We start from the raw sequence: 26,447 nt of genomic DNA, 5'->3' as shown, positions 1-26,447 counted from the left end.
GTTCAAAGAACAAGCTTTTTAGTGAGAGTTAATCTGAAAATCTAGCAGTTATCAGCTTCAACAGCTTCGTACAAACGCTCTAAAAAGTCTGGCGCTGCACTTTGTACGCGGTTCCAACTTGGAATGAATGGTGTAGCTGAAGGATTTTCTAAGAAGGTTTCACCTGCTTGCATTACTGCTTTAGAAAACAGTTCTACTGCATCTTCTTCAGAGTGGCGGTCTAGGGTTAAACCATTGATTAATGCGTCTGCATGGTAGTTCTCAATGAAATCTAAGGCCATACGGTAGTAAGTTGCTTTTAGTGTACGTAGTTTGCCGGGGCTGAATGTATGTCCTTGGGTTGCTAACTTACGAATGACCGCCTTACTAATATCGGTGGCCATTTTAGCTAAACCAGCGTCTAAGTTGTCTAGGCTTAAGTCTTGGTGTTTATGGTCGTAAACATCTGCAATGTCTACCTGACAAATTCGGTTGGTGGAGTGATTGCGGTAAATTTCAGACAATACGCCTATCTCTAAACCCCAGTCTGAGGGAATGCGCAAGTCATTTAATACGTCTGACTGCATTGAAAACTCACCCGCTAAGGAGTAACGGAAGCTATCTAGGTATTCTAAGTAATCGTCATAACCTTCAATTTTTTTCAAGGCTTTTAATAGTGGCGTTACTAGTAAGCGAGCCACGCGGCCATTTAGTTTGCCGTCGGCATGGCGGGCGTAAAAACCTTTACAGAACTCGTAGTTAAATAGAGGGTTGGCTACAGGGTACATTAGGCGAGCTAACATGCTTCGGTCGTAGGTGATAATGTCACAGTCGTGCAGACCCACTGCTTTGCTTTTTCCAGACGCAAGCGCGTAACCAAAACAATACCAAACGTTTCTGCCTTTACCGGGTTCTTTAGGGGCTAAGTTGTGCTCCGCGAGTTGGGCATCTAAGGCGCGCAGGCGAGGGCCGTCGTTCCACAAAATACGTACGTGCTGCGGTAAGCCCGAGAAGTATTCTTTTGCGTAAGCAAATTGTTCTTCGGTGGCACAATCTAAACCAATGATGATTTCACTTAGGTAAGGCACCTTAGCCAGTTCTTCAACAATGGTTGCCAATGCCGGGCGCTCTAGCTCCGAAAATAGCGAAGGTAGAACCAAACTCATAGGTCTAACTTTTGAAAACGCTATGAGCTCCTGTTCTAACTCTTCGAGTGGACGATCAGTTAAGTTATGTAAGGTAGTCACAATACCGTTTTGATAAAAATCAGCCATGGTTATGCTCCATTAAGTAAGGAATGTAAAATTTGTTGCATCGATTGATGCCAGCCATGCGGCCCGGGGTGGGGCGCTTGGCAAGAATTAGGGTGGTTAATTACCAGTGCTTGCGAGTGTTTGCGAGGAATCACTACTGGAATGTCAGCTTGTTCCAGCATACTTAGATCGTTATCGCTATCACCTAGGGCTATGTTGGTAAAATTGCGCTGAAAATGGTCTTTATATATTTTGTTAAACCAGTGCATGGCGTCGGCTTTATCAAACTTGGCTTTTACATGATAAAAGCGACCCCCTTTTATTACCGCTAAATTGTGTTCGGCAAGCTTCTCGGTAAACACCTTTAGTTGCGCATCGCTGTCATTCCAAAGTAGTGGCTCTGAGGCCATTCTTTGCTTGGCCAATTGCGCATCGTATTTTGCTAAACCGGTATTAAGCTGTACTTCGCTTAGGTTCATGTCGTTAAACCCTTGGAAGCGAAAATGGTGCTGTTGGCGCAAAACACTAAGGTATTGGCAAATGTCGGGGTAGCTAGGGCCAAAGGTCTTAATTTTCCAATGCTGTTTGCCAACATTAATAGGGCTGAGCTGCTCATGTTGAATAGGGCTGTCGGCTGGAATACAAACGGCTGAGCCGTTTTCGATGGCAAAAGGCTGTTGTAAGGCCATCTTTTTCTGCAGCTCTAATACTTCCATAAAGGTTTTACTGGTATTAAAGATAACCGGCACTTTTAGAAGCTTTAACTGGTTTAAACTGGGTACGGCAGCCTCAAAACTATAACTATCATGATCTAACAAGGTGCCATCTAAATCCGTAAATACCAGTAAGCTACTGGCGGTGGTGTATAGCTCTGTTGATGATAGTTGCTTAGCGAAATACTGCATGCTGCCCCTAAATTTAACTGAATGAGTTTCTACAAGACGAAGCACGAGCAATGCCACAAAGGCAAAAAACTTTTATCAAGACTTAGTAAATCTCATATTTATCAATAGTTTGTTAAGGGTTTAATATTCATTGGTTTAGCTTCTAGAGACGGAAGCTTTGAACCTAAGTGGTGCAGGCTGAACAATATACTGTTTCTTTGCACCAAAATGGCAAGTGCTATATTTACTTAAGCCTTTGATTTACACTGAGGCTTGTCATAAATCTGTCATTAATACGTCGCATAATTGCCACAGTTTCTTAGATTGAGATGAATGAGATGCCCAGGAAGATACTTGTTGTAGAAGATGAAGCTCCAATCCGCGAAATGCTATGTTTTGTATTAGAGCAGCATGGTTATGAGCCGATTGAAGCCGCCGACTATGACCAAGCTTTAGCTAAACTAACAGAACCTTACCCAGAGTTAGCTCTGTTAGATTGGATGTTGCCTGGTGGCAGTGGGATTTCAATTATTAAGCACATGCGTCGCCACGATCTTACTCGTCAAATTCCGGTTATTATGTTGACCGCAAAAGGCGAAGAAGAAGACAAGGTTCAAGGTTTAGAAGCCGGTGCAGATGATTACTTAACTAAGCCTTTCTCGCCTAAAGAGTTAATGGCACGTGTTAAAGCGGTAATTCGCCGTATATCACCTACTTCATTAGAAGAAACCATTGAAGTACAAGGCTTACGCCTTGATCCGGTTTCTCACCGCGTTAGCGTTGAAAATGAACCCTTGGATATGGGGCCAACAGAGTTTAAGCTACTGCACTTCTTTATGACTCACCCTGAGCGTGTTTATAGTCGTGAGCAGTTGCTCAACAACGTTTGGGGTACTAACGTGTATGTGGAAGACCGAACAGTGGATGTGCATATTCGTCGCTTACGTAAAGCGATTGGCCTTCAAGGATATGACCGTTTAATTCAAACTGTACGAGGTTCCGGTTACCGTTTTTCAACTAGGGTGAAGTAAATACGGATGTTTGTGCCTTTCTCTTGGCAACGAGTATTGTGGCGAGTGGCCTTGGTGTACTCGCCTTTATTTGTTCTGGGTATGTTTACCGGTTATACCCTAGAAATGTGTTTGTTGGCAGCGGTCATACATATTGTATGGATGTACACCCAACAACATAAATTGCTTGATTGGTTATATAACCAACGAAAGTTGTCCCCTCCGCATGGTTCTGGCAGCTGGGAGCCGGTGTTCCACGGCATTTATAACATGCTTAAACGCCGTTTAGGCCGCGAGCGAGAGCTAGCCCAATTGATGAAGTACTTTCGTTTGGGCGCCGAAGCTTTACCCGATGCTATTATAGTGATTAACCAAGATGGCGCCATTTTGTGGTGTAATCAGTTAGCGCAAGGCATGCTTGGTTTAAAGTGGCCAGCCGATGCTGGGCAGCACCTAACCAACCTTGTTCGTACCCCCAAGTTTGTAAATTACCTGCGTAAAGCCCGTTTCGATCAACCTCTTGAAATAGTTAGCCCTGTGCAAAGTAACGTGTGGTTAGAATTTCGTGCCATGCCTTATAGCCAACAACAGTTGCTATTAGTGATTCGTGATGTGAGCCAGCTACGTAAACTGGAAAAGATGCGCAAACGTTTTGTATCTAATGTTAGCCATGAACTGCGCACACCTTTAACGGTAATGCGCGGTTATTTAGAAATGCTCGACCAAGATGAAGTTGACCCAATGATTTGGGGCAAAGCGCGCAATACCATGTTGGATCAAAGTAGCCGCATGGAGAACTTGGTTAATCAGCTGCTTACTCTGGCCAAAATTGAATCAGCCTCAGTGGAAGATAATCAAGAGACCATTAACTTCTCGAGCATGGTGGGTAATCTAGAGGCCGAAGTAGCCGGTTTAGCAAAAGGTAAACAGTTAAGTTTTAGTTTTGACATCGCCCCAGATATAGAAATAAAAGGTGATCGTGAACAGTTGCGTAGTGCTTGCGGCAACCTAGTGAGTAATGCCATTAAGTACTGCGGGCAACCCGGCGAGATCCACGTGAGTTTATCACTGATTCCGCAGGGCGCACTGTTTTTGGTTAAAGACTCAGGCCCGGGTATTGAACGTAAACACGTACAACGTCTTACCGAGCGTTTCTATCGCGTAGATAAAGCGCGTTCTCGCGACACTGGTGGTGCTGGCCTTGGTTTATCTATTGTTAAACATGCGCTGCAACATCATGATAGCCAACTTAAAATTAAGAGCAGCGTGAGCAAGGGCAGTACCTTTAGTTTTATCATTCCTCGTAAGCTGTTTATCCAGCAATAATTCACTTGGTGAAGTCAGCAAAACGTTTGGCTTCACAGCTTTCAATTCTGCTGATACTTTTTGAACAATTGAGCTTATACTGAAGTATAAGTTTGATTTGTAATGGTATTCCTTTGAAATTACAGGGTCTTTTACGCAGTTTTATCTTAATGCTGAGCATGGCTTGGCTCGTCTTATTGGCCTTGCCTAGTGCAGCGGTGGAAGACGAGGTGGAGCTTCCAGAGAGTAGCGATTTACTGCAATTTCCTTTTTATATTCGCGAACCTTTTGTTGGTGACCTACCAGAAATTAAAGAGCGCAAAATTATTCGTGCCTTGGTGACTTATGGGAAGTCAGATTTTCATTTGGCAGATGGTCGGCCGCTTGGCATTCAAATCGAGTTGCTGCATTTGTACGAGAAATTTCTCAATCAAGGCATTAGGCGTGATGTAGAAAAAACCAAAGTTAAGATCGTGCCAGTGCATTTTGACCAGCTTATTCCCGCTTTAGAAGCGGGCAGAGGAGATGTGGTAGCCGCCTTTTTAACCGCAACGCCCGAGCGGAAGAAACAACTACGTTTCGCCTTAGGCAATGCAGAAGGGGTGAGTGAAGTATTAGTGAGCAATAAAGATGCACCTAAGGTAACCAGCTGGGAAGAACTGTCGGGTAAAAAGGTCTACGTGATGGATGGCAGCAGTTATGCCGAGCACTTAAAAGCCCTAAATTTCACCTTAAAAATGCGCGGCGTTAAACCGATTAAAGTAATAGAAGCCGATGGTAACTTGTTGTCTGAAGATATTTTGGAGCTGGTAAACGCAGGAGTGATGCCTTACACCATCATTGATGATTACAAAGCCCACTTGTGGGAAAAAGTGTTTAAAGATATTCGGATCAATGAGCAACTAACTACCAGTCGCAATCAAAGCCTAGGCTGGGCGGTGCGTAAAACTAATCCTAAGCTACAAGAAAACTTACAAGAGTTTGTAAATAAGCAAGTTAAACAAGGAAGTCTACTAGGCAATACTTTGCTTAATCGCTATTTCGACCATACTGCGTGGATCAATCGCTTAGCCAATTCTGAAGATCGAATGCGTTTTAACCGTTATGTGCCTTTCTTTAAAAAGTATGCCAATGAATACGACTTTGATTACCTAGCGATTGTTGCCCAGGGTTATCAGGAGTCGGGCTTAGACAATACCAAAGTTAGCCATCGCGGGGCGCGCGGTATTATGCAGTTACTACCTTCTACTGCTAAACAAATGGGCTACAGCGATTTAAGCGATCCTGAACAAAATATCGCGGCGGGAATTAAATACTTGGCCTGGTTGCGTACACATTATATTAATGAAGAAGGCATTGAAGACAGTGAGCGCATGGCCCTCATTTGGGCGGCCTACAATGCTGGGCCCACTAAAATGAACAAAATGCGCCGACTCACTAAAGAAATGAATTTAGATCCCAACTTGTGGTTTGGCAATGTGGAAATAGCAGCAGGGCGTATTATTGGTAGAGAAACAGTGCGTTATGTCTCCAACGTTTACAAGTATTACATCGCCTATACCTTAGCCTTAGATTTAGAGGGCGACAGAGAAGAGGAGTAGCGCCTGCTTTTACCTGTTAGTGGGTGAGTGAGTTAATCGAAAAGCGAGCAGAAATGCTCGCTTTTTTTAGCTGGTTCACAAGCTGGATAATTGCTTTGGCGAGTAGATTGCCAATCTCATTTCATAAATATAGTATTGTAATACATTTAAAGTTGTTATGGACAATACTTAATATGAAGTTGATTGGAAAGCCCCTTGGCTTGGTGTTGCTGTTATCTTTGGCGGGGTGTGGCGGTTCTTCTGAAACCGCTGGAGTGGCTGATCCTGGCAATGAGCCAAGTACGCCGGAAGAGCCAACAACTCCTGAGCCACCCACAGACCCAATAAATCCAAGTTGCCTTAGCCCTAAAGTGTTAAGCATTAGCCAAGCCAGTGATGATGGAAACCATAAAGTGGGCTATGGGCCAGAGAACTCTATTGACGGTAACTATGACAGCGAATCGCGTTGGTCGTCGGAAGGGATTGGTAAGCAAATAACCTACAGCCTAAGTAGTCCTTCAATTGTTACCGGTATTAACCTTTATTGGCTGAACAATACCAGTCGTTTTGCCTATTATGACTTAGCAATTTCTACCGATAACCTGCAGTGGCAGGATGTAGTGACAGGCGGAATGTCTGATAAAGCTACTGGCAGTGCAGAAGCGATTACGCTGACAGATGACTTAATTGAAAACGTTCAATACCTGCGCTTAACCGGCAACGGCAACTCAGAGAGTAATTGGAACAGTGTCATTGAAGTTACTGCAGAAGGCTGTAACGACGAAGTGGCTACCGAACCGGTTGAAGATCTTAACCCCTCTTTACCGCCATCTGATAACTTTGATTTACAAGATTGGTATTTGAGCATACCTACTGATACCGATAACTCTGGCACTGCAGACTCGATTAAAGAGTCTGAGCTAAACAATGGGTATGAGAACAGCGAGTATTTTTATACCGGAGCCGATGGTGGCATGGTATTCAAAACCCCTATCTATGGTTATAAAACCTCCGCAAATACTACTTATGTTCGTACCGAGTTACGAGAAATGCTACGACGTGGTGATACCAGCATAAGTACCCAAGGTGTAAATAAAAACAACTGGGTATTTTCTAGTGCGCCTAGCAGCGCGCAAAATAATGCGGGTGGAGTGAACGGTGAACTGTTTGCCACATTGGCGGTAAACCATGTCACAACTACCGGGGAAGATTATCAAATTGGTCGAGTAATCATTGGTCAAATTCATGCTAATGATGATGAGCCGATCCGCCTTTATTACCGTAAGTTGCCTAACAATGATAAAGGGGCTATCTATTTTGCTCACGAGTCGCGAAATCAATCTGATGATGATTGGGTGGAAATGATTGGTAGCCGAAGTAATACCGCTAGCAATCCTTCCGATGGTATCGCGCTAGATGAGAAATTTAGCTATCGGATTAAAGTTGTCGCTAATACCCTTAGCGTAACCATTATTCGCGAGGGTAAAGCTGACGTTTCTGCAAGCTACGATATGAGCGACAGCGCTTACGACGACCCAGACCAATATATGTACTTTAAAGCTGGGGTATACAATCAAAATAAATCTGGCGATGTTGACGACTACGTGCAAGCCACTTTTTATGCTTTGAGTAATACTCACCAAGGTTATAATCCTTAAAATTAAAAGCTCGGTAGACTATCTACCGAGCTTTTCCAGCTGCTTTATCAAAAAAACACTATTATTTTCTGTAATTAATTATCTGCTAATTCAATTAGTTATTTTCATTGTTTGGCAAAAAAGACAGTTTTTTTACGAAAATAATAGACTGACATATAACTGTCACACTGCAGAAATATAATTGTCATCGAATTCACCAATACTACATGACGAAAATAACTCAACGCGTCATTTATGGAGATAAAGATGACATTTAAAAAATTGCTTAGTGCAGTAGCTATTTCTGCCTCATTGGTAACAACTACCGTACTTGCAGCTGGCCTGGATGCCACTCTTCCTGAATACAAGAAAACAACTGGTGTTTCAGGTAACCTTTCATCTGTAGGTTCTGATACTTTAGCCAACATGATGACTTTGTGGGCTGAAGAGTTTAAGCGTGAATACCCTAACGTAAACGTACAAATTCAAGCTGCTGGTTCTTCTACTGCTCCTCCAGCTCTAACTGAAGGTACTTCTCAGTTCGGCCCAATGAGCCGTCAAATGAAGAGCAAAGAAGTAGAAGCTTTCGAAAAGCGCTTCGGTTACAAGCCAACTCCAGTTCGCGTAGCTATCGACGCATTGGCTGTATTTGTTCATAAAGACAACCCAATCGAAGGTTTAAACCTTGCTCAAGTTGACGCTATCTTCTCTTCTACTCTTAAGTGTGGTGAGAACGCTGTTGCTGACCGTTGGAGCCAAGTTGGCCTAGAAGGTTCTTGGGCTGATAAAGACATTCAATTGTTCGGCCGTAACTCAGTATCTGGTACTTACGGTTACTTCAAGAAAAAAGCACTTTGTAAGGGTGACTTCAAGAACACTGTAAACGAACAGCCTGGTTCTGCTTCAGTTGTTCAGTCTGTATCTTCTTCTTTGAACGCTATCGGTTACTCAGGTATTGGTTACAAAACGTCTGGTGTTAAAGCTGTTGCTCTTGCCAAGAAAGGTAACGACTACATTGAAGCTACTTTAGACAACGCCGCTACTGGTAAGTACCCACTATCTCGCTTCTTATACGTTTACGTTAACAAGCACCCTAACAAGCCATTAGCACCAATGGAGCGTGAGTTCCTAAAAATGATTCTGTCTAAAACAGGTCAAACCATTGTTGCTAAAGACGGTTACGTACCACTACCTTCAAAAGTAGTTATGGCTGACCTAGAAAAATTAGGTATCTCTCTATAATCTGAGAGTAGCTAATAATAAAACCTCGCTGCGGCGGGGTTTTTTGCTTTTAAGTCTCCACCAAAACTCGCCATCAGCGCTAACTTCAAGCAACTCTACTGAACTTCTCAAGCCTTGCCGCCGTACTCTAGATACATCTCTAATACCAATCACACTAAGTAAGCGATCAGCAATAGCGCAGGAAAAATACTCGAGAATAAGACAGAGATTTTCGATAAGTAGTTATTCTACAATCAAAAATTCTAACGCAGTTATCGAGTTTTCTAAGCAGATTGAATGATCAGTTAATTAGTACGATTGGTACAAATAAGGAAATAACCATGAAACTTGTTACTTTGCTGCTTGGTCTGTTTTTGGCTTCACAAGTGAACGCTGCAGGAAGTGGTCGATATGAATCTCAAAAAAGCAGTAAGCCGCTTAGTGCTGCTGAAGCCATGCTTAGTGAACAAAACTATCTTCAAGCTAGCGAATGGCTCAGTGACTACCTGCAAAGCAAAAAGGGTCGCCGTTCAGCCGACGCTTGGAACCTACTAGGCTTTAGCTTGCGTAAGCAAGGCCACTACCAGAAGGCTTTATATGCTTATCAGCAAGCCTTGTCTATCAAACCTTCTCATCTTGGCGCTTTAGAGTATTCGGGAGAGCTGTACTTGAGTCTGCAAGAGTTAGCGCGAGCAGAGCAAAACTTAGCACGATTGGAACAATATTGTGGTAATTGCCAAGAACAGCAACAGCTAGAATCGGCAATTTATCGCTATCTTGCTGAATAATATAGATTTTGTCGCTAATCGGCGACGTTTTAGCTTTGGTGGTAAATTTTGAGAATAGAGTTTATTTAGTGATTTATAGTGATTGGGTAGCGGTGAAAATCCTTTCAGCAACATATCTAGGTGAACTTCGGTTTTAATGAAATTGTCACTTGAAATGTGATTCGTGTCACACTAAATTATAGGTGTGACTTGGATCACGTTTGATTTGAGACACTAATGATATTAAATACTTAGGAGAAAGATTATGTTTGATTACTTTGGCGCACTTTACTCGTCGTATTATTTTACTAAAGCTGATGATTACAACTTTTATTGCGAAACTCGCAAAGATATTCACCGTTAAGACTCGTTAAAGGTGGATATATGGTTCTTCATCCGATCATTGGTTCAGCATTATCAACTTATGTTCGTTTCGGGTGCTTAGAGCAAGATAAAGGACAGCAGAGATAATTGTAATGAATCAAGTTAACCCCAGTGCCTGAAACGAGCTCGCTCCTTCAGGCATTTTTTATTCTTTTCCCCGCGCTTCCCGTCTTGTTCGTTTCCTGAGCAAATTATTTTAGCAAAAACTCTAAAACAAGCTTGCAATGTGATGTGTGTCACATTATTATTCTTTCCGTGAGCTGGTTCACACTTTTTAGTTTCTAGGAGAAACATTATGTTTGATTACTTTGGTTCTTTATATACAACTTACTATTTCACTAAAGCTGCGGATTACAAAGCAACAGATTCTAACAACCTACACCGTTAATCCTCACATTTGAACATGTGGGCTTAGCACTTAGCCTTTCGCAATGCCGAGAGAGTGACAGTCAACTGAGCGAGAATACACTATGAGTCAAATGTTCTAAAATGCCTGATAGCTTAAAAGCATCAGGCATTTTTCGTTTTAAAAATTTTTTTACCCCGTATCAAATTACTTCCCGACAAAATTACTTATACTGCTAGGCAGTGATTGTTAAATGAGAAATTTTTATGTCGTTAGTTCAACCTCTTATTCTTAAGTCTCAACAGCATCATGCTAGTTTTTTGCGCTTTAGCCTCGTTAACCGTGAGGCCCTAGCTGATTGTTTAAGTCAAATTCAAGCGCTTTACCGAGCAGAAGATACGGTGATTGGTTTTGGCCAGCCATTGCTCGCTATGAATAACACTGTAGTAGAAGGTGTAAAGAGTGCCGAGAGTATTCAAGGGCCAAAACGCACCAGTCCAGCTAACCAAGATGATTTATGGCTGCGAGCAAGTGGCAGCGATCCTGGTGAAGTGATGCTGCGTGTGCAAGAGTGGTTAGATGTTTTAGTGCCAAGCTTTAGTTTAAACGAACAAGTAGATGGCTTTTGTCACCGAGAGGGACGAGATCTATCGGGTTACGTAGATGGCACTGAAAATCCAGAAGACAACGCTGAGCAAGTGGTAGCCTTAACTGGCGAGAAGGGCATTGCTGGTTCAACCATGCTAGCGGTGCAAAAGTGGCAACATCAACTTAAACATTTCAATAGCCTGCCTAGCAAACATCAAGACGATATTATCGGTCGCCGCAAAAGTGATAATGTGGAGTTTCCTGAGTCGCCACCTTCAGCTCACGTGCGTCGTACGGCTCAAGAGAGCTTTACTCCAGAAGCCTTTATGTTACGCCGCAGCTTACCTTGGATAGAGCAGCAAGATTGTGGTTTAAACTTTGTGTGTTTTGCTAACAGCTTTTACCCTTTTGAGGCGCAGCTAAAACGTATGCTGGGTTGTGAAGATGGTATTGAAGATGGTTTGTTTGAATTTAGCCGCCCATTAAGCACCGCTTATTACTGGTGCCCACCAGTAGACGGTGAGCAGCTAGATTTAAGCTACCTACAGCTTTAGTTTAACCAAGCTGATTAGTTGGCGTTCATCGATTTAAGATGAACGCCATTTTTATTCTTCAAGCTCGGTTTTATAAAGCGCCATACCTCGAGCTTTATAGTTAGCAAGTGCTGCCGGGTGGTCTAAATCACAGGTGTGTACCCACACACGTGTTGGTTGCCATTGCCATGCTGTTTTAATGCACTGGCTGAGTAAACCGCCGCCTAAGCCTTGGCCAAAGAATGCTTTATCTAGACCAAAGTAGATGATTTCTACGCTGTTATCTTGGTGTTTATTTAGCTCAAAGTAACCGACAAATTGCTCACCTGAATAGGCGCCAAAGGTTCGTAGGTTTGCTGGCTGGGTATAGTCGGCCCACTGTTGCTCTGTCCACACAAGCTTATCGTTCCATTGCCAGTGTTTTCCTACTTCGCTATAAAACTGGCGACTTAGCTCAGCCTGATTGGTTTTTACTTCTTCAATTCTTACATGTTCTGGAAGGGGCTTAGCGTTGAGTTGCTCAAGCTGAGTTTGTTGTAGGTAGTATACGGTGGTCATTGTTTTTCCTATTGCAATTCTTTGCCGCAGTGTAGCAATTGCAGTGGCATCGCTCTATCTAAATTTTATTAGTAAGTAACTGATTATTAGATAAAATTATCAGTGTGAAATAGTTGTTACAACTGTCCAAGTTTTTTACATGCTGATAATTTAATTTTTTATTAGACAATTCAAGTTATTGAAATGAGGTTACTTATAGCTGATGGCTTAGTTTATGCTTTTACTTAGATATCACTAATAATGGGACTTTATTGGTATCGTTATCAGTATCGGCTATACCAAAAAGAGCGTTAGTTTTATGAAAACTTTGCCTATTGTGGCCGGCTTCTTTGCCATTCTATCCTCCTTCAACCTTTGGGCTACACCAGTAACAAGCTTCGTGGTGGGCGGAGTGTGTGACCCCTCTCGTGCTACCTTAAATTCTATTATGGAATCAGGAGAGGCAAGTGAATTGTTAGGAGGTGCCAATCCATCTTACTCTGCCAGTGCTTGTTTGGTGTTTGATGGAAATGATGACGGCAACGCGAACGATCCTCAGGTGAATATTGGTCAAAAAGACGATGGCTTGCTCAATACTAAGTATGGGCCTGATGATTCTTTGTTTTTTATTGAACCAGAAGAGCTGCAAAATTTGGATGACTTTCCTGCAGGCATTGCCGATGACCCCGGCTGGATTCACTTGGCTAGTGTAGGTGGCGCGGTAGGGCAGAATGAGCAATTAGCGGTGAACTATGATCAGGCAGGGCCAATTGCTAGTGGTGGATTATTCCTTGATATCGACGCTCTGCTAAACATGACGTTTACTTGTGTGGATGATGATAATGGCGAGTGCAAGGCAGTAGATTGGGTTATAGAAACCGATCCAAGTATTATCGACCAAGTATCTCAGTTGTTAGGTGAGGCGACTTTCGACCACCTTGTGTTCTCTATAAAAGCGGGTAATGGTTTTATACTTTACGACTTCGACTTTATCGATATTTTTACTCAGGAATTGAGTGATTATCCCGCTTCAAGTTTAAACTTTAATACCCCGTATAAGCTATCTGGTAGTTTAAACACCGGGGATTTTCTTAATCCGAATGGGAATAGTGCCCAGGCTATATCGCACTTAAATGTTTGGGCGCGAGACCCTTCCGATCCTTCTATTACGCGTATCAATGAACCAAGTACCTTTGGCATATTCATACTGGCTGTTCTTGGGGTGATTAGTGCGCGACTAGCCCGCAAAAATCCCCAAATTTCCTAAGCGCTTTACGCTTTGTTTTTCTAGTAAACCAAATGTAACTACTCGCTAGTAGTTACATTTCATTTACTTTTGTGTAAACGTTTTCCTGCTTTCGTGAGTACGCTCTCATTTTTGCTGAGGTAGGCCAACTAAAATCAGCCAATAAACTTGTTATCACTGTAACTGGTATATCCGCCTGTTAGAGCTTAGCAGTTAGATAACAAGCGCCTACATTGTACTACTTGGTTTATGGAGATAAGAATGACGCGAGTAAGCGCCACACTGTTAGCCCAAAAAGATTGGGAAAATCCCTCTGTTACTGAGCGTAATCGCTTACCCTCACATGCACCTTTAGCCTCATATAGCAGCTTAGATGCAGCCTTAAATCTGCAACAGGCAGAGCATCAGCTCAGTTTAAATGGGCAGTGGAATTTTTGTTTGCTAAAACAGCCTGAGCAATTGAGTGATGCGCTAATTGCTGGCAGCAAGGGTAGTTGGAAAAGTATAGCTGTGCCTGGTAATTGGCAGTTACAGGGCTTTGATAGAGCCATTTATACCAATGTAATTTACCCATTCGAAGTAAATCCTCCCTATGTGCCTAGTGATAACCCTACGGGGGTTTATCGTACTCAGTTTAACTACCAAGCTGCTTGGGCTAATAAACAAGTGCGTTTGCGTTTTGAAGGGGTTAACTCTGCTTTTCACGTAGTTATAAATGGCCAACAAGTGGGTTACGGACAAGATAGCCGTTTAGCCAGCGAATTTGATATTGGGCCTTTTTTACAAGAGGGGACCAACCAACTGTGTGTGATTGTTTATCGCTGGAGTGATGGGAGTTACCTAGAAGATCAAGACATGTGGTGGTTAAGCGGCATTTTTCGTGACGTGAGCATTTACGCTAAGCCGCAAGTTCATATTGCAGACTTTAGCATCAATACCCAACTAGATGCTTGTTATCGAGATGCGCGGTTGCAAGTAGAAGTGCAGCTAGCCGGCGCTAGTTTAGCGCAGTTAGACGGCTACCAAATTGAGTTGCAGCTTTATAACGGTGATGGCGCGGTATTCGCTAACCCAGTGCGAGAATCCACCAACAATTTGTCGGTGGATGAAAAAGGCGGCTTTGCCGATCGTATCTTTTTAAGCAGCAATGTTGTTGAACCTAAACTGTGGAGTGACGAACAACCTAATTTGTATCGAGCGGTCTTAAGTTTATTTGATGCTAAAGGAAACTTACTGGAAGTTGAACAAAGCTCGGTGGGCTTTCGCTGCGTAGAAATTAGCGATGGTTTATTGAAACTCAACGGCAAACCGGTGTTAATTCGTGGGGTAAACCGTCACGAACATGACCCAGAGCTTGGCCACGTAATGACCGAAGCCAGCATGTTGCAAGACATAAAGTTGCTAAAGCAGAACAACTTTAATGCTGTGCGCACCGCGCATTACCCTAATCACCCACGTTGGTATGAGCTCTGTGATGAATACGGATTATTGTTAGTTGATGAAACCAACCTAGAAACCCATGGCATGTTTCCGATGAAACGTTTGTCGGACGACCCGCAGTGGATGCATGCGTATATGCAGCGGGTGACTCGCATGGTGGCGCGTGACAAAAACCATCCGTCGATCATTATTTGGTCTTTAGGTAATGAGTCTGGCTATGGCTGTAATCACGATGCTATGTATGGCTGGATGAAACAAGCTGATCCAAGTCGCCCGATTCAATACGAAGGTGGTGGGGCTGATACTCCCGCTACTGATATTTTGTGCCCAATGTATGCTCGGGTAGATTGGGACACTGCAGGAGAGGGGATCCCTAAGCGAGCGATTACCGCGCACATTGCCGACCCTAACGAACAGCGTCCGCTTATTTTGTGTGAGTATGCCCATGCAATGGGCAACAGCCTGGGAAGTATTGAAGAGTACTGGCGAGCATTTCGTTTGCATCCTCGCTTGCAGGGCGGTTTTATTTGGGACTGGGTTGACCAAGGTATTACCAAGCAAACTGATTCTGGAGAAACTTACTGGGCCTATGGGGGCGATTTTGACGACCAACCTAATGATCGCCAGTTTTGTATTAACGGGCTGATTTTCCCAGATCGCAGTCCTCACCCTAGTTTGCATGAAATTAAGTATTTACAGCAATACTGGCAGATAAGTGCAGAAAACCCAGCCAAGGGCGAGGTGTTAATCAGCAATGAGCACTTAGTAAATGACAGTAGTAACACCGCAGGGGAGTGGCGAATAGAACGTAATGGCGAGCTATTTAGCCAAGGCGAGTTTAGCTTAAGCTTGCAAGCTGGTGAGCAGCAAATAGTGTGTTTGCCAAAGGCAGCTATGCAAGATTTAGCGACTCAAACTAGTGGTGAGTTTTGGCTAACTATAAACATTAAATTGAAACAGGCTACTGCTTGGGCACCTGCTGGCCATAGTTTGGCACAACAACAGTTTAAGTTAGCTTTCGGTGGTTTAAATAGCTCTAAACCTATAAATAAAGCCGAAGTTAAATGCACGCAGCAAGATCGCAGAATACGCTTTGAGAGCTCAAAGCAGCTGCTTGAATTTGATTGTGTTAGCGCGCAATGGCTAGCTTGGACGGTAAATGAAAAGCAGTTGTTTACCGCTGCACCGGTTGATAATTTTTACCGTGCTCCGCTCGATAATGATATTGGAGTAAGCGAAGCCAGCCAAATGGATCCCAACTCGTGGATTGCCCGTTGGCAAAGCGCTGGACTTCATCAACTCAAACGTGAAGCTTTAGATTTTAATTTCTCTCAACTTAGCAACGGATGCTGGCTTGTGGAATGCAGCAGCGAGTATCGCCATCAACAGAAAACCGCTTTTAAGGTGTTACACCGTTATGTGATTAGTGCCGACAAGGTAGCTTTTGATTGTGAGGTGAACGCCGCAGCTTACTTGCCGCCTCTGCCAAGGGTAGGGCTGAGCTTAAGCCTAGACAAACAATTTAGTGAGTTGTCGTGGTTTGGTTTGGGTCCACATGAAAATTACCGAGACCGTTTAGCCGCTGCTACTGTCAGCCGCTATAATGAAACTGTCGATAACTTGCATACCCCCTATATTTTCCCTAGCGAAAATGGCGGGAGGGGAGAAGTCAGACAGCTGTCTATTAAGCATGAGCAGAAGTTGAATCTAGAGCTGCAGTGCCAACCGAGTTTGCAAATGACAGCGAGTCGTTTTAGCCAGCAAGACTTAAGCGACGCAACACATAATTATCAGCTTAAAGACAGTGGCAGTGTGTTTATACATTTAGATGTTGCCCACCAAGGAGTGGGGGGAGATGACTCTTGGAGTCCTTCGGTACACCCTAAACATCAGGTACTAGAGAACTACTTTAGCTACCACATTGATTTTACCGCACAAGGATAGTTGCTATGAGCTTGTTTCATTTATTCGGGCGAAGCAGTAGCTTGCTGTTAAAGCAAACCAACAGCCTACCAGAAATCATTTATTGGGGCGCAAAGCTTAATGGCCCAATCGATGAAGCCTTGCTGGATGCCATTAGCCGACCGGTGCCTGAAGCAAGCTTAGATGAAGACGTGCCGTTAACCCTTTGCCCCGAGGCCAGTGAAGGGTGGTTCTCGAGCCCAGGCTTAGAGGGAAACCGCGCCGGTAAAGATTGGTGCCCAAGCTTTACCGCTAACGCCACCTTTGAAGGTCATAGCAAGTTAATTGTAGAAGCCGTAGATAGCCGTGCAGAATTAGCGCTTAGCTTAAGTGTAAGCCTTGATGAGGCGAGTGATGTGCTTACCTTGCAAAGTAAGGTAACTAACCTTGGCGAACAAGCTTATAATTTGCAGCGCTTGGCGCTGACCCTGCCTTTGCCAGCCTATTGCGATGAACTGTTATCATTACATGGCCGCTGGACTAAAGAGTTTCAGCAGCACCGTCAGCCCTTGGAGCGGGGGATAATAAGCCAAGAGAACCGTCGTGGGCGTACTTCACACCAGTATTTTCCGGGAGCGATTATCGGTAGCAAAGGTTTTTCTCACCAAGTGGGAGAAGTGTTTGGCTTTCATTTCGCTTGGAGTGGTAATCACCGTATTCAAAGCGGTGTAAAAACCGATGGGCGACGTTGGTTACAAGCCGAAGAGTTATTGCTTAGTGGTGAAGTTCGCTTGACTAAAGGCGAAAGTTACCAAACTCCAGAGTTGATGGCGACTTACGCCAGCACTGGCTTAAACTCGATGAGCGCTAACTTTCACCATTATGTGCGTAGTCACATTCTTCACTTTCCTGAAGCAGATAAAGCGAGACCGGTGCACCTTAACACCTGGGAAGGGATCTATTTTGACCACGATCCTGCTTACATTAAGCAAATGGCCAGCTTAGCAGCAGATATTGGTGTAGAGCGCTTTATTATTGATGATGGCTGGTTTATTGGTCGAGAACACGATAAAGCAGGTTTGGGAGATTGGTTTTTAGATAGCCAAAAATATCCTCAAGGCTTAGAAGAAGTGATAAACCATGTGCATGCATTAGGCATGGAGTTTGGTTTATGGTTTGAGCCAGAGATGGTTAACCCCGACTCAAATTTGTACCGTAAACACCCTGAATGGGTATTGGGACAGGCCGGTTATCAACAAAAAACGGGTCGTTACCAATATGTACTCGATTTACAAAATCCTCAGGTGTTTGCCTATTTGCTTGAGCGCTTAGATAGCCTGCTAAGTGAGTATGCTATTGCCTATATTAAGTGGGACATGAACCGCGAGCTAGTTCAACCAAGCCACTTAGGTGAAGCGGCGGTGCATGGTCAAACTCAAGCCTTTTATGCCTTAGTGGACGAATTGGCTAAACGCCACCCCGAGCTGGAAATCGAAAGCTGTTCATCGGGCGGCGGTCGCATTGACTATGAAGTACTAAAACGCAGTCATCGATTCTGGCTCTCAGATAGCAATGACGCGCTAGAGCGGCAAATTATGCAGCCAGCTATGTTGTACTTTTTCCCACCAGAAGTGATGGGCTCACACATTGGTCCTGCTCATAGCCATACCACCTATAGACAACATAGTATTGGGTTTAGGGGGCTAACCGCATTGGTTGGCCATATGGGCGTAGAGCTAGACCCAGTAGCAGTTGGTGCCAAAGAGCGAGAGCAGTTTGCGCACTATATTGCCTTACATAAATCACTGAGGCCCTTGCTGCATTCCGGTACTTTTCATCAGTTAAATGCTAGTGATAATAGCTGGCAAGCTTATGGTGTGTTAGACCAAGATAAAGGCGAAGGTGTCTACTGGGCGGTGCAGTTGTCGATGCCAGCTTACTCCTTGCCGGGCAGACTCAAGCTAATCAACTTACAGCCTCAAGCCCTTTATAAAGTTGAAGTATTGGATAAACCAGACTTTAAACACATTATGAAAAAGTTTCCTAACTGGCTTAAGAAAACATGTCTGCTTAGCGGTGAGAGTTTAATGAACTTAGGCTTACAGTTACCCATTATGGATCCAGAAACCGCGATGTTGATTAAAGTAACGCGCCAAGCTTAAGCTAAGTTAGTTAGCGCTAAGACGTGCGTATTCTTGTTGGCTTAAATCAAAAGAAGTGAGTAGGGTTTGCTGTGCTTCAAACCACAAGGAATCTTGTTGATCGCTGGCCATATCTAATAGCTTGGTTTTCAAGTCATCCGCTGCAGGAATGCTGCCGCTATTAATGCTGTTTAGTACTGCTAGTTGGACTGCTTGTGAATTGTTATAAAGCATATCGCTAGCAATACCTGAGCGCTGTTGATTGTGGCTAAAGCGCATGAGCTGAGATAGCAACATTTCTGCTTCATCACCATTGGCTGTTAGTACTTGCTGTTCCAATTCACTCGTAATTACTTGTCGTTCAGGATCTGAGATTTGATAAGGCTTTAACAAACTTAAGGCTTCTACTCGTGTATTGGTATCGGTTTGTTCTAGTGTTGCTAGGTCTACCAAGCCTTGTACCAGCAGCGGAGACTGAATTTCCGAAGCGCTGCTTAGCAGCGAAAGAAACTTCTGCTGAGACTGGGCATCACTTAGCATGGCGTACTGCTCTGCTAAGCCCAGCAAGGCTTGCTTACTGTTTGAGTTAGCGCTGCTTTGAATAGCTGAGAGTAGTAAATCAAAGTCAGGGTTGTCTATGTTAAGCGCTGCTAGTTGCTCAATTGAGCTCGCTAAGCTTGCAGGATTATTTTGTATAGCGTGCTTTAGTGCATCAAACTGCGCTGCTTTATTTGGATTAGCTTCATTATGTGCTTTGTTGCTTAGCTCTATGTTATCTGGAGTGTGTTTAACGTGAACCTGCGCTGGTTTGCTAACAGGCTGATTGGCGAAATTGTCTTCTAAGTTACTATTTCTAAACAATAAATCTGTATTTTTAGCACTGCTATTTACAGGGTTTTCCAGTGTTGCTAAATCTGTTTGTGAGTTTTCATGAGAGAAAGCCCCAGTGCTAGGCTTTGGATGGTAGATAACAGCAACGAGGTAGCCCGCGATAAAGGTGCCAGCTAAAGAGAGTACCCATCCATAAGTCTTCATAATTGCTTCCTGCGAGCGTTTTGAAGCTAAGCGTTACACAACACTTAGCTTCGTTTTAGGTTTAGTTAGGCACTATCGCAACCAAAGCGATAGGTCTACAGCACCTTTGTGATTGATGTTTGCATCGCCAAACACTTCAATGGCTAAGATTTGGTAACCATTGGCTAATCCATCTGTTTTAAAGCCTAGGTCGGAATTATCCCAGCGGTTGGCATGTGGGCCAAAATTTAGCTCTTGGTTGTTTCCGTGGGCAGTGGGTGAACGGCGTACGCTCCAAAACTGTTTGAAGCTTCGGTTTTCTCCACTGCCACAATATTGTGCGCCGTTGCGGTCTACAAGGTATACATCGTAAGTGGCGTTATTGGCGTAAACGGTGCCTTTGCTTTTTGCCGGCGCGCCAGCGTTCTCATCCCAAGGTACAAATTGCCCAGGCCCCTTCCAAGTATCTACAACATAGTATTCTTGCGAGGTACTGCCACTACATGACCAACCATATAGGGCTACTAAGGCTTTTTGAATATTGGAGTTACTGGTTAGCTCGCCAACGTTGTAACCAATCTTGCGATATCTCGCCCCTGTATTCCAGCCTAATCCGCCAATGGCATCTTCACCCCAAGATTTTGCCATATTCCATTCTGCACGATAGTGGCGGCCGGCATCGTTATAAAAACCAATTTTTACATCACAGGTTTTAATGTTGTTTTGGCTTAGTTCAAACCATGAATAAAAGTGGCCGCCGTAGTAACCAGAGCCATACCCGTTGCCGGAATCCGCAGCTGGATCGCAGATGGTTTTTCCTATACTTGCCGCACTTACCGTGCTCGGAGCGGTTAAGAGTAAAGAGCTAAGGGTTAATGTTAGCGCTAACATTGGAGTTTTCATTTAGGTGTCCCTATTCCGTTAAAGTTACCAACGAACTAGTCACACATGATTTCTTGTAGCGTGACCATACCACTCGTTAAAGAGCACGTTTACAAACGTGATTCTAATGTGTATTTTTTGTTACGCCTTAGTATTGGATTGATATAATTTTAAGGTCAAATCGAATAGTAAAAACTCAAGAACTGGTCAAACTAAGCGAAGAAATTCAACGTCTTGTGAGATAACGAAATTGACATGTGAGAAAGTGTAAAGGCTTTGTAAAAAGGGGGCTTGGACAATGACATGCAGCTTTATAAGCGATTGCTTGTGTATCTTAGCAATCGCTATATTTCACGCTGGCTAGAGGCTAATAGAAGACGTTTAATCGAACCTTCCTTCAATTGCAATATAATAGTTTAACTAATCAATAGAAGCTAAAATTGCGTCTAGCTTCGCGTATTTTTTGTACAATTCTTGTTCTTCGGTTTCACTATAATTGTGACTTAGCAGATCTATCTCTTTAAGTTGGATATCTCGCCATAGCTCCAAAGCTTGTAATTGTTCTTCGTTACTTAAGTTTGCTAGGACATTTACCTTTATCAAATCAGTTTGGTTGTCAGCGAATAGCTGATCTAACTGCTGATAAAGTGTATTGAAGGTGACGTTTACTTTGAGCTTATCGTTGTTTTCAGCGTTTTCTAATTGCTGTTCTAACGCGAGCATTTGCTTTCGCCAGTCTCTTGCAAGAGCTTGTTTATCGCTCGGTAAGTTAGCGATCGAAGCATCATAATCTACTACTACAAACGGGTCGCTTAAGCTTTCTAGATTGCGAACTTCTTCTGCGTGCAAACCCGAAAAATAGAATGCAAAAGCAAGAACAGGTGCGAACAGTCTTAGGTTTTGTTTAAGTCGGTAGTTCATGTTTAGTTCCTTGTGACTATATTGAATTCTGCTGTTTGGTCTTATCGAATTAGCGAGCATCTTGCTCCGGCTGATACTCGAGTAAATCGCCAGGTTGGCATTCTAAAACCTGACAAATTGCGCTTAGTGTTGAAAACCTAATGGCTTTGGCGCGGCCTGTTTTCAAAATCGATAAGTTTTGAACGGATATGCCCACGGCGTCTGACAGATCGTTCAAACGCATTTTTCTCTTGGCTAGCATTACGTCTAGATTAATTACTATCGTCATTGCTCGCTCCTGCTAAATGGTTGCGTCAACATCGGCTTGAATTTGCATGCCCAACTTCATCACGTGGGCGACCATAATCATAAACAAGCCTGCTAGAAGTAATGGGAAGTCTAACTGTATATACTCCAAGCTTACCCATTCATGAGGCGGTGGAATAAGGCCAAATAGGTGTTCTGGAGGCGGCGGTGGCATAAAGCCAAATACATCTTCTGGAGGTGGTGGGAAAGGCAAGCCAATCGGCATTTCCATAGGAAATACTAATTGCTCGATGAGATAGCTCGCAATACTGTTTACTGTAAACAGCGCAACTAATGCCCAGCCAATATATTGAAAACTGCGAGTGGTTTCTTGAGTGAAAACCTTGCCTTTGCTGTAGGCTAAGAACAAACGGTCAATTTGCCAAATCAAACAAGCCATAATGAGGCTAGTGGTGAAAAATATAGCCACTGCAACAAGGCGCATAGTGAGTGACAGTGGTTCAGGGGGAGCAAAATGCAGGTCATTGTCGATGATTTGACCGTTCTCAAAGATAAGTTCGGGATAACCAAACAGCATTTCCATAACCGTGTGAAAACTAAATACCCAAGGGCTGTGTTTCATTGGTTCAATATCTAAGCCCAGTTCACTAGGGAAACCCACCAAACAAATTAAAATTAAGGCAACTAAGCCCCATAGCATTAGTCGCATCCGTTTACCAACGATACTAATTGCTTCTAGTGATTGCATACCCTTGCTTCTCCATATAGGAAGTTTTCCTGATAAAAGATATTTATTTATCGATTATCATTAAATAATGAATGATAAAATTATTTGTGTAAACACTTTTTCTAGCTTTAATCACGTAAAGTTGAGCGGGCTTTTATTTGCTTTAGTTATGATGAAACCGAGAAGAATTGATCTAGTAGCTTTGACTCGAAATGGGCTTTTGGGTAGTTTACGCCCATTAACTAACCCCTTATTCTGAGCTTTATGATTAAGCAATTAGAGACTCATTGCAGACAGTTTTTACAGGGGCTGCAGACCAGTGATACTGCCCACGATATCGACCATATTGAGCGAGTCGTTAAATTGGCCACCTACCTGTGTAAACAAGAAGAGGGCAAGCTTGAAGTAGTGGCTCCAGCCGCTTGGTTACACGATTGTGTATCACTGCCTAAAAACCACCCTCAGCGCAGGCAGGCTTCTAGTTTAGCGGCAAATAAGGCAATTGATTTTCTTAAGTCAGTCGCTTACCCAACTCATTACTTAAATGAAATTCATCATGCAATAGAAGCCCATAGTTACAGCGCAGATATTAAGCCAACAAGCCTTGAAGCAAAGATTGTCCAAGATGCAGACCGTATAGACGCACTAGGTGCCATAGGTATTAGTCGCTGTATTCAAGTAGGTGCTAGCCTGCAACGTACACTTTATTGTGACGTAGACCCAATGTGTGACGCTCGGCAGCCGGATGACAGCCAATATACCATTGACCATTTTTTTACTAAGTTGTTAAATATTGTAGATACTGTGCATACCGACGCGGCTAAACGTGAAGCGGAGCAACGCAGCCAGTTTATGAAGGCGTATTTAGCCCAATTGAGCCACGAATTAGAGCCATCTCGCTAAGCTTGCCTAATCCGCCCTAAATAAAAAAGGCCGCTAATTCGCGGCCTTTTGTTTAGTGAGAACCTTAGGGGGTGTCTTCTTCAACAACTTTACGGCGAGGTTTAGATTCAATCGCCTTTAGGTAATCGTGAGTCCAAACTTGGGAGCGGATCTTACGGCGGTTACCACGTTGTACATACTGGTTTTGCTGCTTGGCGTCGATTATGCGCGCTTTGGTGGTGTCAGCAAACTGTAGGTCTAGCAGGTCAATCACCCGCTGTTTTAGCTCATCGTTGTAGATTGGCACGCCAACTTCAACACGCTCTTCAATGTTACGGGTCATCCAGTCAAAAGAAGCAATATAGACCTGATCTTCGCCGCTATGATGGAAGTGGAATACTCGCGGATGTTCAAGGAAGCGGTCAACAATACTGATAATTTTTATGTTGTCATTGTTGCCTTCAAGCCCTGGCACTAATGAACACATGCCCCGAATAATCATGCGGATTTTAACCCCAGCTTTACTGGCCGCATACAAACGAGTGACTACGCCTTTGTCGACTAAGTTGTTCACTTTAATCGTGATTGCCGCAGGATTGCCGGCGTTAGCTTGATTGATTTCGTAATCTATTAAGCTAAACAAGCGTCGGCGTGTATCGTTGGGCGATACAATAAGGTGCTGGAACTTAAAACGACGATAGGGCTGTTGGATAAAGCGAAATACGTTTTCCACCTCTTGGCCAATTTCTTGGTTTTTGGTGAACAGAGCAAAGTCGGTGTAAATTTTGGCCGTTTTTTCGTGGAAGTTTCCGGTACCAATATGGCTGTAATACACCCGTTGGTCGTCTTCTTTGCGGGTTACCAATAATAACTTTGAATGTACTTTTAGCGAAGGAACACCAAAGACAACTTTTACACCAGCATCGGTGAGCATTTGTGCCCAGCCAATGTTGGCTCCCTCATCAAAACGAGCGCGCAGTTCAATAACCACTGTAACTCGTTTGCCGTTGTTAGCGGCATCAATTAGTGAGTTCATTAAGTGAGACTTTTTCGCCACACGGTAGATATTGATTTTGATGCTGGTGACTTTTGGGTCAAAAGACGCTTGGCGCACAAACTCAGAAATATAACGGAATTTATGATACGGGTAGTAGAGTAGAATATCTCGCGCGCTAATGGCGTTAAATACCGTATCAAAGCTGTCGAAGTCACGGCAGTTCAGAGCAGGCAGCTTAGGGTTTTCTAAGTATTTTCTACCCACATTTGGGAAACCAATAAAGTCTTTAAAGTTATGGTAGCGGCTACCACTTACGCTGTGGTCAAGTTTAGAAATGTGCAGCATTTTACTTAAACGCTTCACCATGCTGTTGGGCATTTCTCTATCGTAAACAAAGCGCACTGGTTCGGCGGTTAAACGCTGCTTAATACCCTCAGACATTTTTTCTAGCAGGCCTTGGTCTACTTCGTCTGTGAGATCGTACTCGGCATCTCGAGTCATTTTGATTGAGTAAGCCGCAACAGAATCGTATTCGTAAAACCCTCGTAACAAATCATCTAAACAGAAGCGGATGATGTTATCCAAAATGATTAAGGTTTTACGTGTTTTTGAGCCATCGGGCGGCAATACCACAAAGCGCGGTAAGCTGTCGGTTGGGATCTCAATCAATAGGTGGCTTTCTTTATCTGCCTTTTTTACTTCTACCGCGAGGTAGGTGTATTCGTCTTTTAAAAAGCGAACCAAGTCGGTACGTTTGGTCAATACGATCGGCGTAATATGACGCAGCACCTTGTCTTTAAAGTATTTTCTTACCCAGTTTTGGTGGTTGTCGCTAAGCTGGTCTTCATTAATTAAGAAGATGTTTCGACGAGCAAGAGTGAGAATGATTTCGCGATAGGTATCGTCAAAATCTTGCTGTAATTCTGCCAGCTTGGCCTGCACGTCATTGAGCAGTTGGATTGATCCATCATCTTTAGATTTAAGTTCGTTAAGGATGATACGGCGCTTTAAGGCGGCAACCCTTACTTTATAAAACTCATCTTGGTTGTTGGAAAAAATACCTAAAAATCGAACACGTTCGATAATTGGTACTGAATGGTCTTGGGCTTCTTGCAAGACCCGTTGGTTAAACGAAAGCCAACTTAACTCTTTTTCTATATATAGACTGTCGCTCATTATTCACCTTTAGTACTTACTTCTTAAAAAGGGATTAGTCTTGTTCAATATCTACCATCAGGTCATCGGCTAGTGACTCTAAAGACTCTTGAATCGCTCCCAGTTGTTCATCGTCGGCGCATGGCACTGTGAGATTAGCAGTAAATATTAGGCCTCCCCAGTTGGGAGCACTGGCAACGTGAGTATTAATCTCGCTTAAGCTTACGCCCAGTGTATTTAGCGTTTGAGTCACCTCTTGCACAATGCCCACACGGTCATTCGCGGTAACGGTTATTGCTACTTGCTGTTGCTCTTCACTATTACTGCTATCGCCCTCTGCAATATTTACCAAAAGGTTTTCTTGGTTAAGTAGATCATGGCTAAGTGCGTCGAGATGCTGTTCATCAACTTCTAAGTGCAATATTCCGGCAAATTGACCAGCAAGTTCGGTTAGGCTGCTGGCTAGCCAGTTACCTTGGTGTTGAACGACTAATGAGGATAATTGATCAACGATACCAGGTCGGTCTTTACCAATTACACTTACCACGAGTTGTTTCATCTTGTTACTCCATAGCCTAGCGCACAATAGTTTTATGACAGCAAACTATTAGCGATGTTTCCGAGGGTTTAAAGTATGCATAGCTTTTAAGTAATTAGGAAGCTACTAAAAGCTGCGCTTGGGTAAAAAGCCAGCCAAGCATGCAATATAATTTCTTTGTAATATTAGGTACATACAAATGTAACATACACTTGTTAATCATAGTTGGTGAACGTTTTTTATCCCACCCAATTGTGACTTTTTTTTTAGTATTTCACCCTGTAACAATACTGTCATAAAACTGCCATATACTTTCGCCAGACCTATTAAAT

General features: G+C 43.4%; 21 protein-coding genes. 11 read left to right on the top strand and 10 right to left on the bottom strand.

Features of this window, described 5'->3' with window-relative positions:
• Positions 1-41: 41 nt before the first annotated feature.
• Both ACYFDN_RS02665 and ACYFDN_RS02660 read right to left on the bottom strand, forming a co-directional pair.
• Positions 42-1,253, bottom strand: coding sequence for a glycosyltransferase family protein (locus ACYFDN_RS02665; RefSeq protein ID WP_016401764.1), 1,212 nt, complete (start codon positions 1,251-1,253; stop codon positions 42-44).
• Between the two features lie 2 nt (positions 1,254-1,255).
• Positions 1,256-2,137, bottom strand: a complete 882-nt coding sequence (locus ACYFDN_RS02660; protein WP_016401763.1) for an HAD-IIB family hydrolase — start codon at positions 2,135-2,137, stop codon at positions 1,256-1,258.
• 317 nt (positions 2,138-2,454) lie between these two features.
• On the opposite strand from ACYFDN_RS02660, the gene phoB reads away from it, so the two are divergent.
• The 7 genes from phoB (at position 2,455) to ACYFDN_RS02625 (ending at position 11,508) form a co-directional block, all read left to right on the top strand.
• Positions 2,455-3,147 (top strand): phosphate regulon transcriptional regulator PhoB, encoded by a 693-nt coding sequence (gene phoB / locus ACYFDN_RS02655; RefSeq protein WP_040307168.1) that lies wholly within the window; start codon positions 2,455-2,457, stop codon positions 3,145-3,147.
• A gap of 6 nt (positions 3,148-3,153) precedes the next feature.
• Positions 3,154-4,452, top strand: coding sequence for a phosphate regulon sensor histidine kinase PhoR (gene phoR, locus ACYFDN_RS02650; protein WP_483509913.1), 1,299 nt, complete (start codon positions 3,154-3,156; stop codon positions 4,450-4,452).
• Between the two features lie 158 nt (positions 4,453-4,610).
• A complete protein-coding gene (locus ACYFDN_RS02645; RefSeq protein WP_483509912.1) occupies positions 4,611-6,032 on the top strand; it encodes an MltF family protein in 1,422 nt (473 codons plus the stop codon).
• Between the two features lie 173 nt (positions 6,033-6,205).
• Positions 6,206-7,669: a polysaccharide lyase family 7 protein gene (locus tag ACYFDN_RS02640; RefSeq protein ID WP_483509911.1), complete on the top strand. Its 1,464-nt coding sequence runs from the start codon at positions 6,206-6,208 to the stop codon at positions 7,667-7,669.
• Positions 7,670-7,915: 246 nt separating this feature from the next.
• The gene (locus ACYFDN_RS02635; protein ID WP_016401758.1) at positions 7,916-8,890 is read left to right on the top strand and encodes a PstS family phosphate ABC transporter substrate-binding protein; all 975 of its coding nucleotides are present in this window, start codon (positions 7,916-7,918) and stop codon (positions 8,888-8,890) included.
• Positions 8,891-9,210: 320 nt separating this feature from the next.
• Positions 9,211-9,657: a tetratricopeptide repeat protein gene (locus ACYFDN_RS02630; protein WP_483509910.1), complete on the top strand. Its 447-nt coding sequence runs from the start codon at positions 9,211-9,213 to the stop codon at positions 9,655-9,657.
• A gap of 975 nt (positions 9,658-10,632) precedes the next feature.
• Positions 10,633-11,508 (top strand): Dyp-type peroxidase, encoded by an 876-nt coding sequence (locus ACYFDN_RS02625; RefSeq protein WP_338625362.1) that lies wholly within the window; start codon positions 10,633-10,635, stop codon positions 11,506-11,508.
• Between the two features lie 51 nt (positions 11,509-11,559).
• Here the strand turns inward: ACYFDN_RS02625 and ACYFDN_RS02620 are convergent, their stop codons facing one another.
• A complete protein-coding gene (locus ACYFDN_RS02620; RefSeq protein WP_483509909.1) occupies positions 11,560-12,045 on the bottom strand; it encodes a GNAT family N-acetyltransferase in 486 nt (161 codons plus the stop codon).
• Between the two features lie 298 nt (positions 12,046-12,343).
• On the opposite strand from ACYFDN_RS02620, the gene ACYFDN_RS02615 reads away from it, so the two are divergent.
• The 3 genes from ACYFDN_RS02615 (at position 12,344) to ACYFDN_RS02605 (ending at position 18,774) form a co-directional block, all read left to right on the top strand.
• Positions 12,344-13,291, top strand: a complete 948-nt coding sequence (locus tag ACYFDN_RS02615; protein WP_483509908.1) for a hypothetical protein — start codon at positions 12,344-12,346, stop codon at positions 13,289-13,291.
• 240 nt (positions 13,292-13,531) lie between these two features.
• Positions 13,532-16,654 (top strand): beta-galactosidase, encoded by a 3,123-nt coding sequence (locus tag ACYFDN_RS02610; protein ID WP_483509907.1) that lies wholly within the window; start codon positions 13,532-13,534, stop codon positions 16,652-16,654.
• Between the two features lie 5 nt (positions 16,655-16,659).
• Positions 16,660-18,774, top strand: a complete 2,115-nt coding sequence (locus tag ACYFDN_RS02605; RefSeq protein WP_483509906.1) for an alpha-galactosidase — start codon at positions 16,660-16,662, stop codon at positions 18,772-18,774.
• A 6-nt stretch (positions 18,775-18,780) separates the two neighbouring features.
• Here ACYFDN_RS02605 and ACYFDN_RS02600 read toward each other — a convergent pair whose 3' ends face one another.
• From ACYFDN_RS02600 to ACYFDN_RS02580, 5 genes are all read right to left on the bottom strand, one after another.
• Positions 18,781-19,788, bottom strand: a complete 1,008-nt coding sequence (locus ACYFDN_RS02600; RefSeq protein ID WP_483509905.1) for a hypothetical protein — start codon at positions 19,786-19,788, stop codon at positions 18,781-18,783.
• Positions 19,789-19,860: 72 nt separating this feature from the next.
• Positions 19,861-20,670 (bottom strand): glycoside hydrolase family 11 protein, encoded by an 810-nt coding sequence (locus tag ACYFDN_RS02595; RefSeq protein WP_483509904.1) that lies wholly within the window; start codon positions 20,668-20,670, stop codon positions 19,861-19,863.
• 399 nt (positions 20,671-21,069) lie between these two features.
• Positions 21,070-21,570: a hypothetical protein gene (locus tag ACYFDN_RS02590; protein ID WP_483509903.1), complete on the bottom strand. Its 501-nt coding sequence runs from the start codon at positions 21,568-21,570 to the stop codon at positions 21,070-21,072.
• A gap of 49 nt (positions 21,571-21,619) precedes the next feature.
• Entirely contained in the window at positions 21,620-21,838 is a 219-nt protein-coding gene (locus tag ACYFDN_RS02585; RefSeq protein WP_016401747.1) for a helix-turn-helix domain-containing protein, read from the bottom strand.
• A gap of 12 nt (positions 21,839-21,850) precedes the next feature.
• Positions 21,851-22,564 (bottom strand): DUF2975 domain-containing protein, encoded by a 714-nt coding sequence (locus tag ACYFDN_RS02580; protein ID WP_483509902.1) that lies wholly within the window; start codon positions 22,562-22,564, stop codon positions 21,851-21,853.
• 243 nt (positions 22,565-22,807) lie between these two features.
• Here ACYFDN_RS02580 and ACYFDN_RS02575 point away from each other — a divergent pair, with 243 nt between their 5' ends.
• Complete coding sequence (locus tag ACYFDN_RS02575; protein ID WP_483509901.1) at positions 22,808-23,446, top strand: HD domain-containing protein; 639 nt, start codon at positions 22,808-22,810, stop codon at positions 23,444-23,446.
• A 64-nt stretch (positions 23,447-23,510) separates the two neighbouring features.
• Here ACYFDN_RS02575 and ppk1 read toward each other — a convergent pair whose 3' ends face one another.
• Both ppk1 and ACYFDN_RS02565 read right to left on the bottom strand, forming a co-directional pair.
• Positions 23,511-25,598 (bottom strand): polyphosphate kinase 1, encoded by a 2,088-nt coding sequence (gene ppk1 / locus ACYFDN_RS02570; protein ID WP_483509900.1) that lies wholly within the window; start codon positions 25,596-25,598, stop codon positions 23,511-23,513.
• Between the two features lie 34 nt (positions 25,599-25,632).
• Complete coding sequence (locus ACYFDN_RS02565) at positions 25,633-26,136, bottom strand: glycine cleavage system transcriptional repressor (protein ID WP_483509899.1); 504 nt, start codon at positions 26,134-26,136, stop codon at positions 25,633-25,635.
• Positions 26,137-26,447 lie beyond the last annotated feature (311 nt).

This window comes from Agarivorans sp. D1326, from assembly GCF_056958115.1.
Note: the sequence above shows the minus strand (reverse complement) of the source record. Positions and strands in the feature narration are given on the sequence as shown.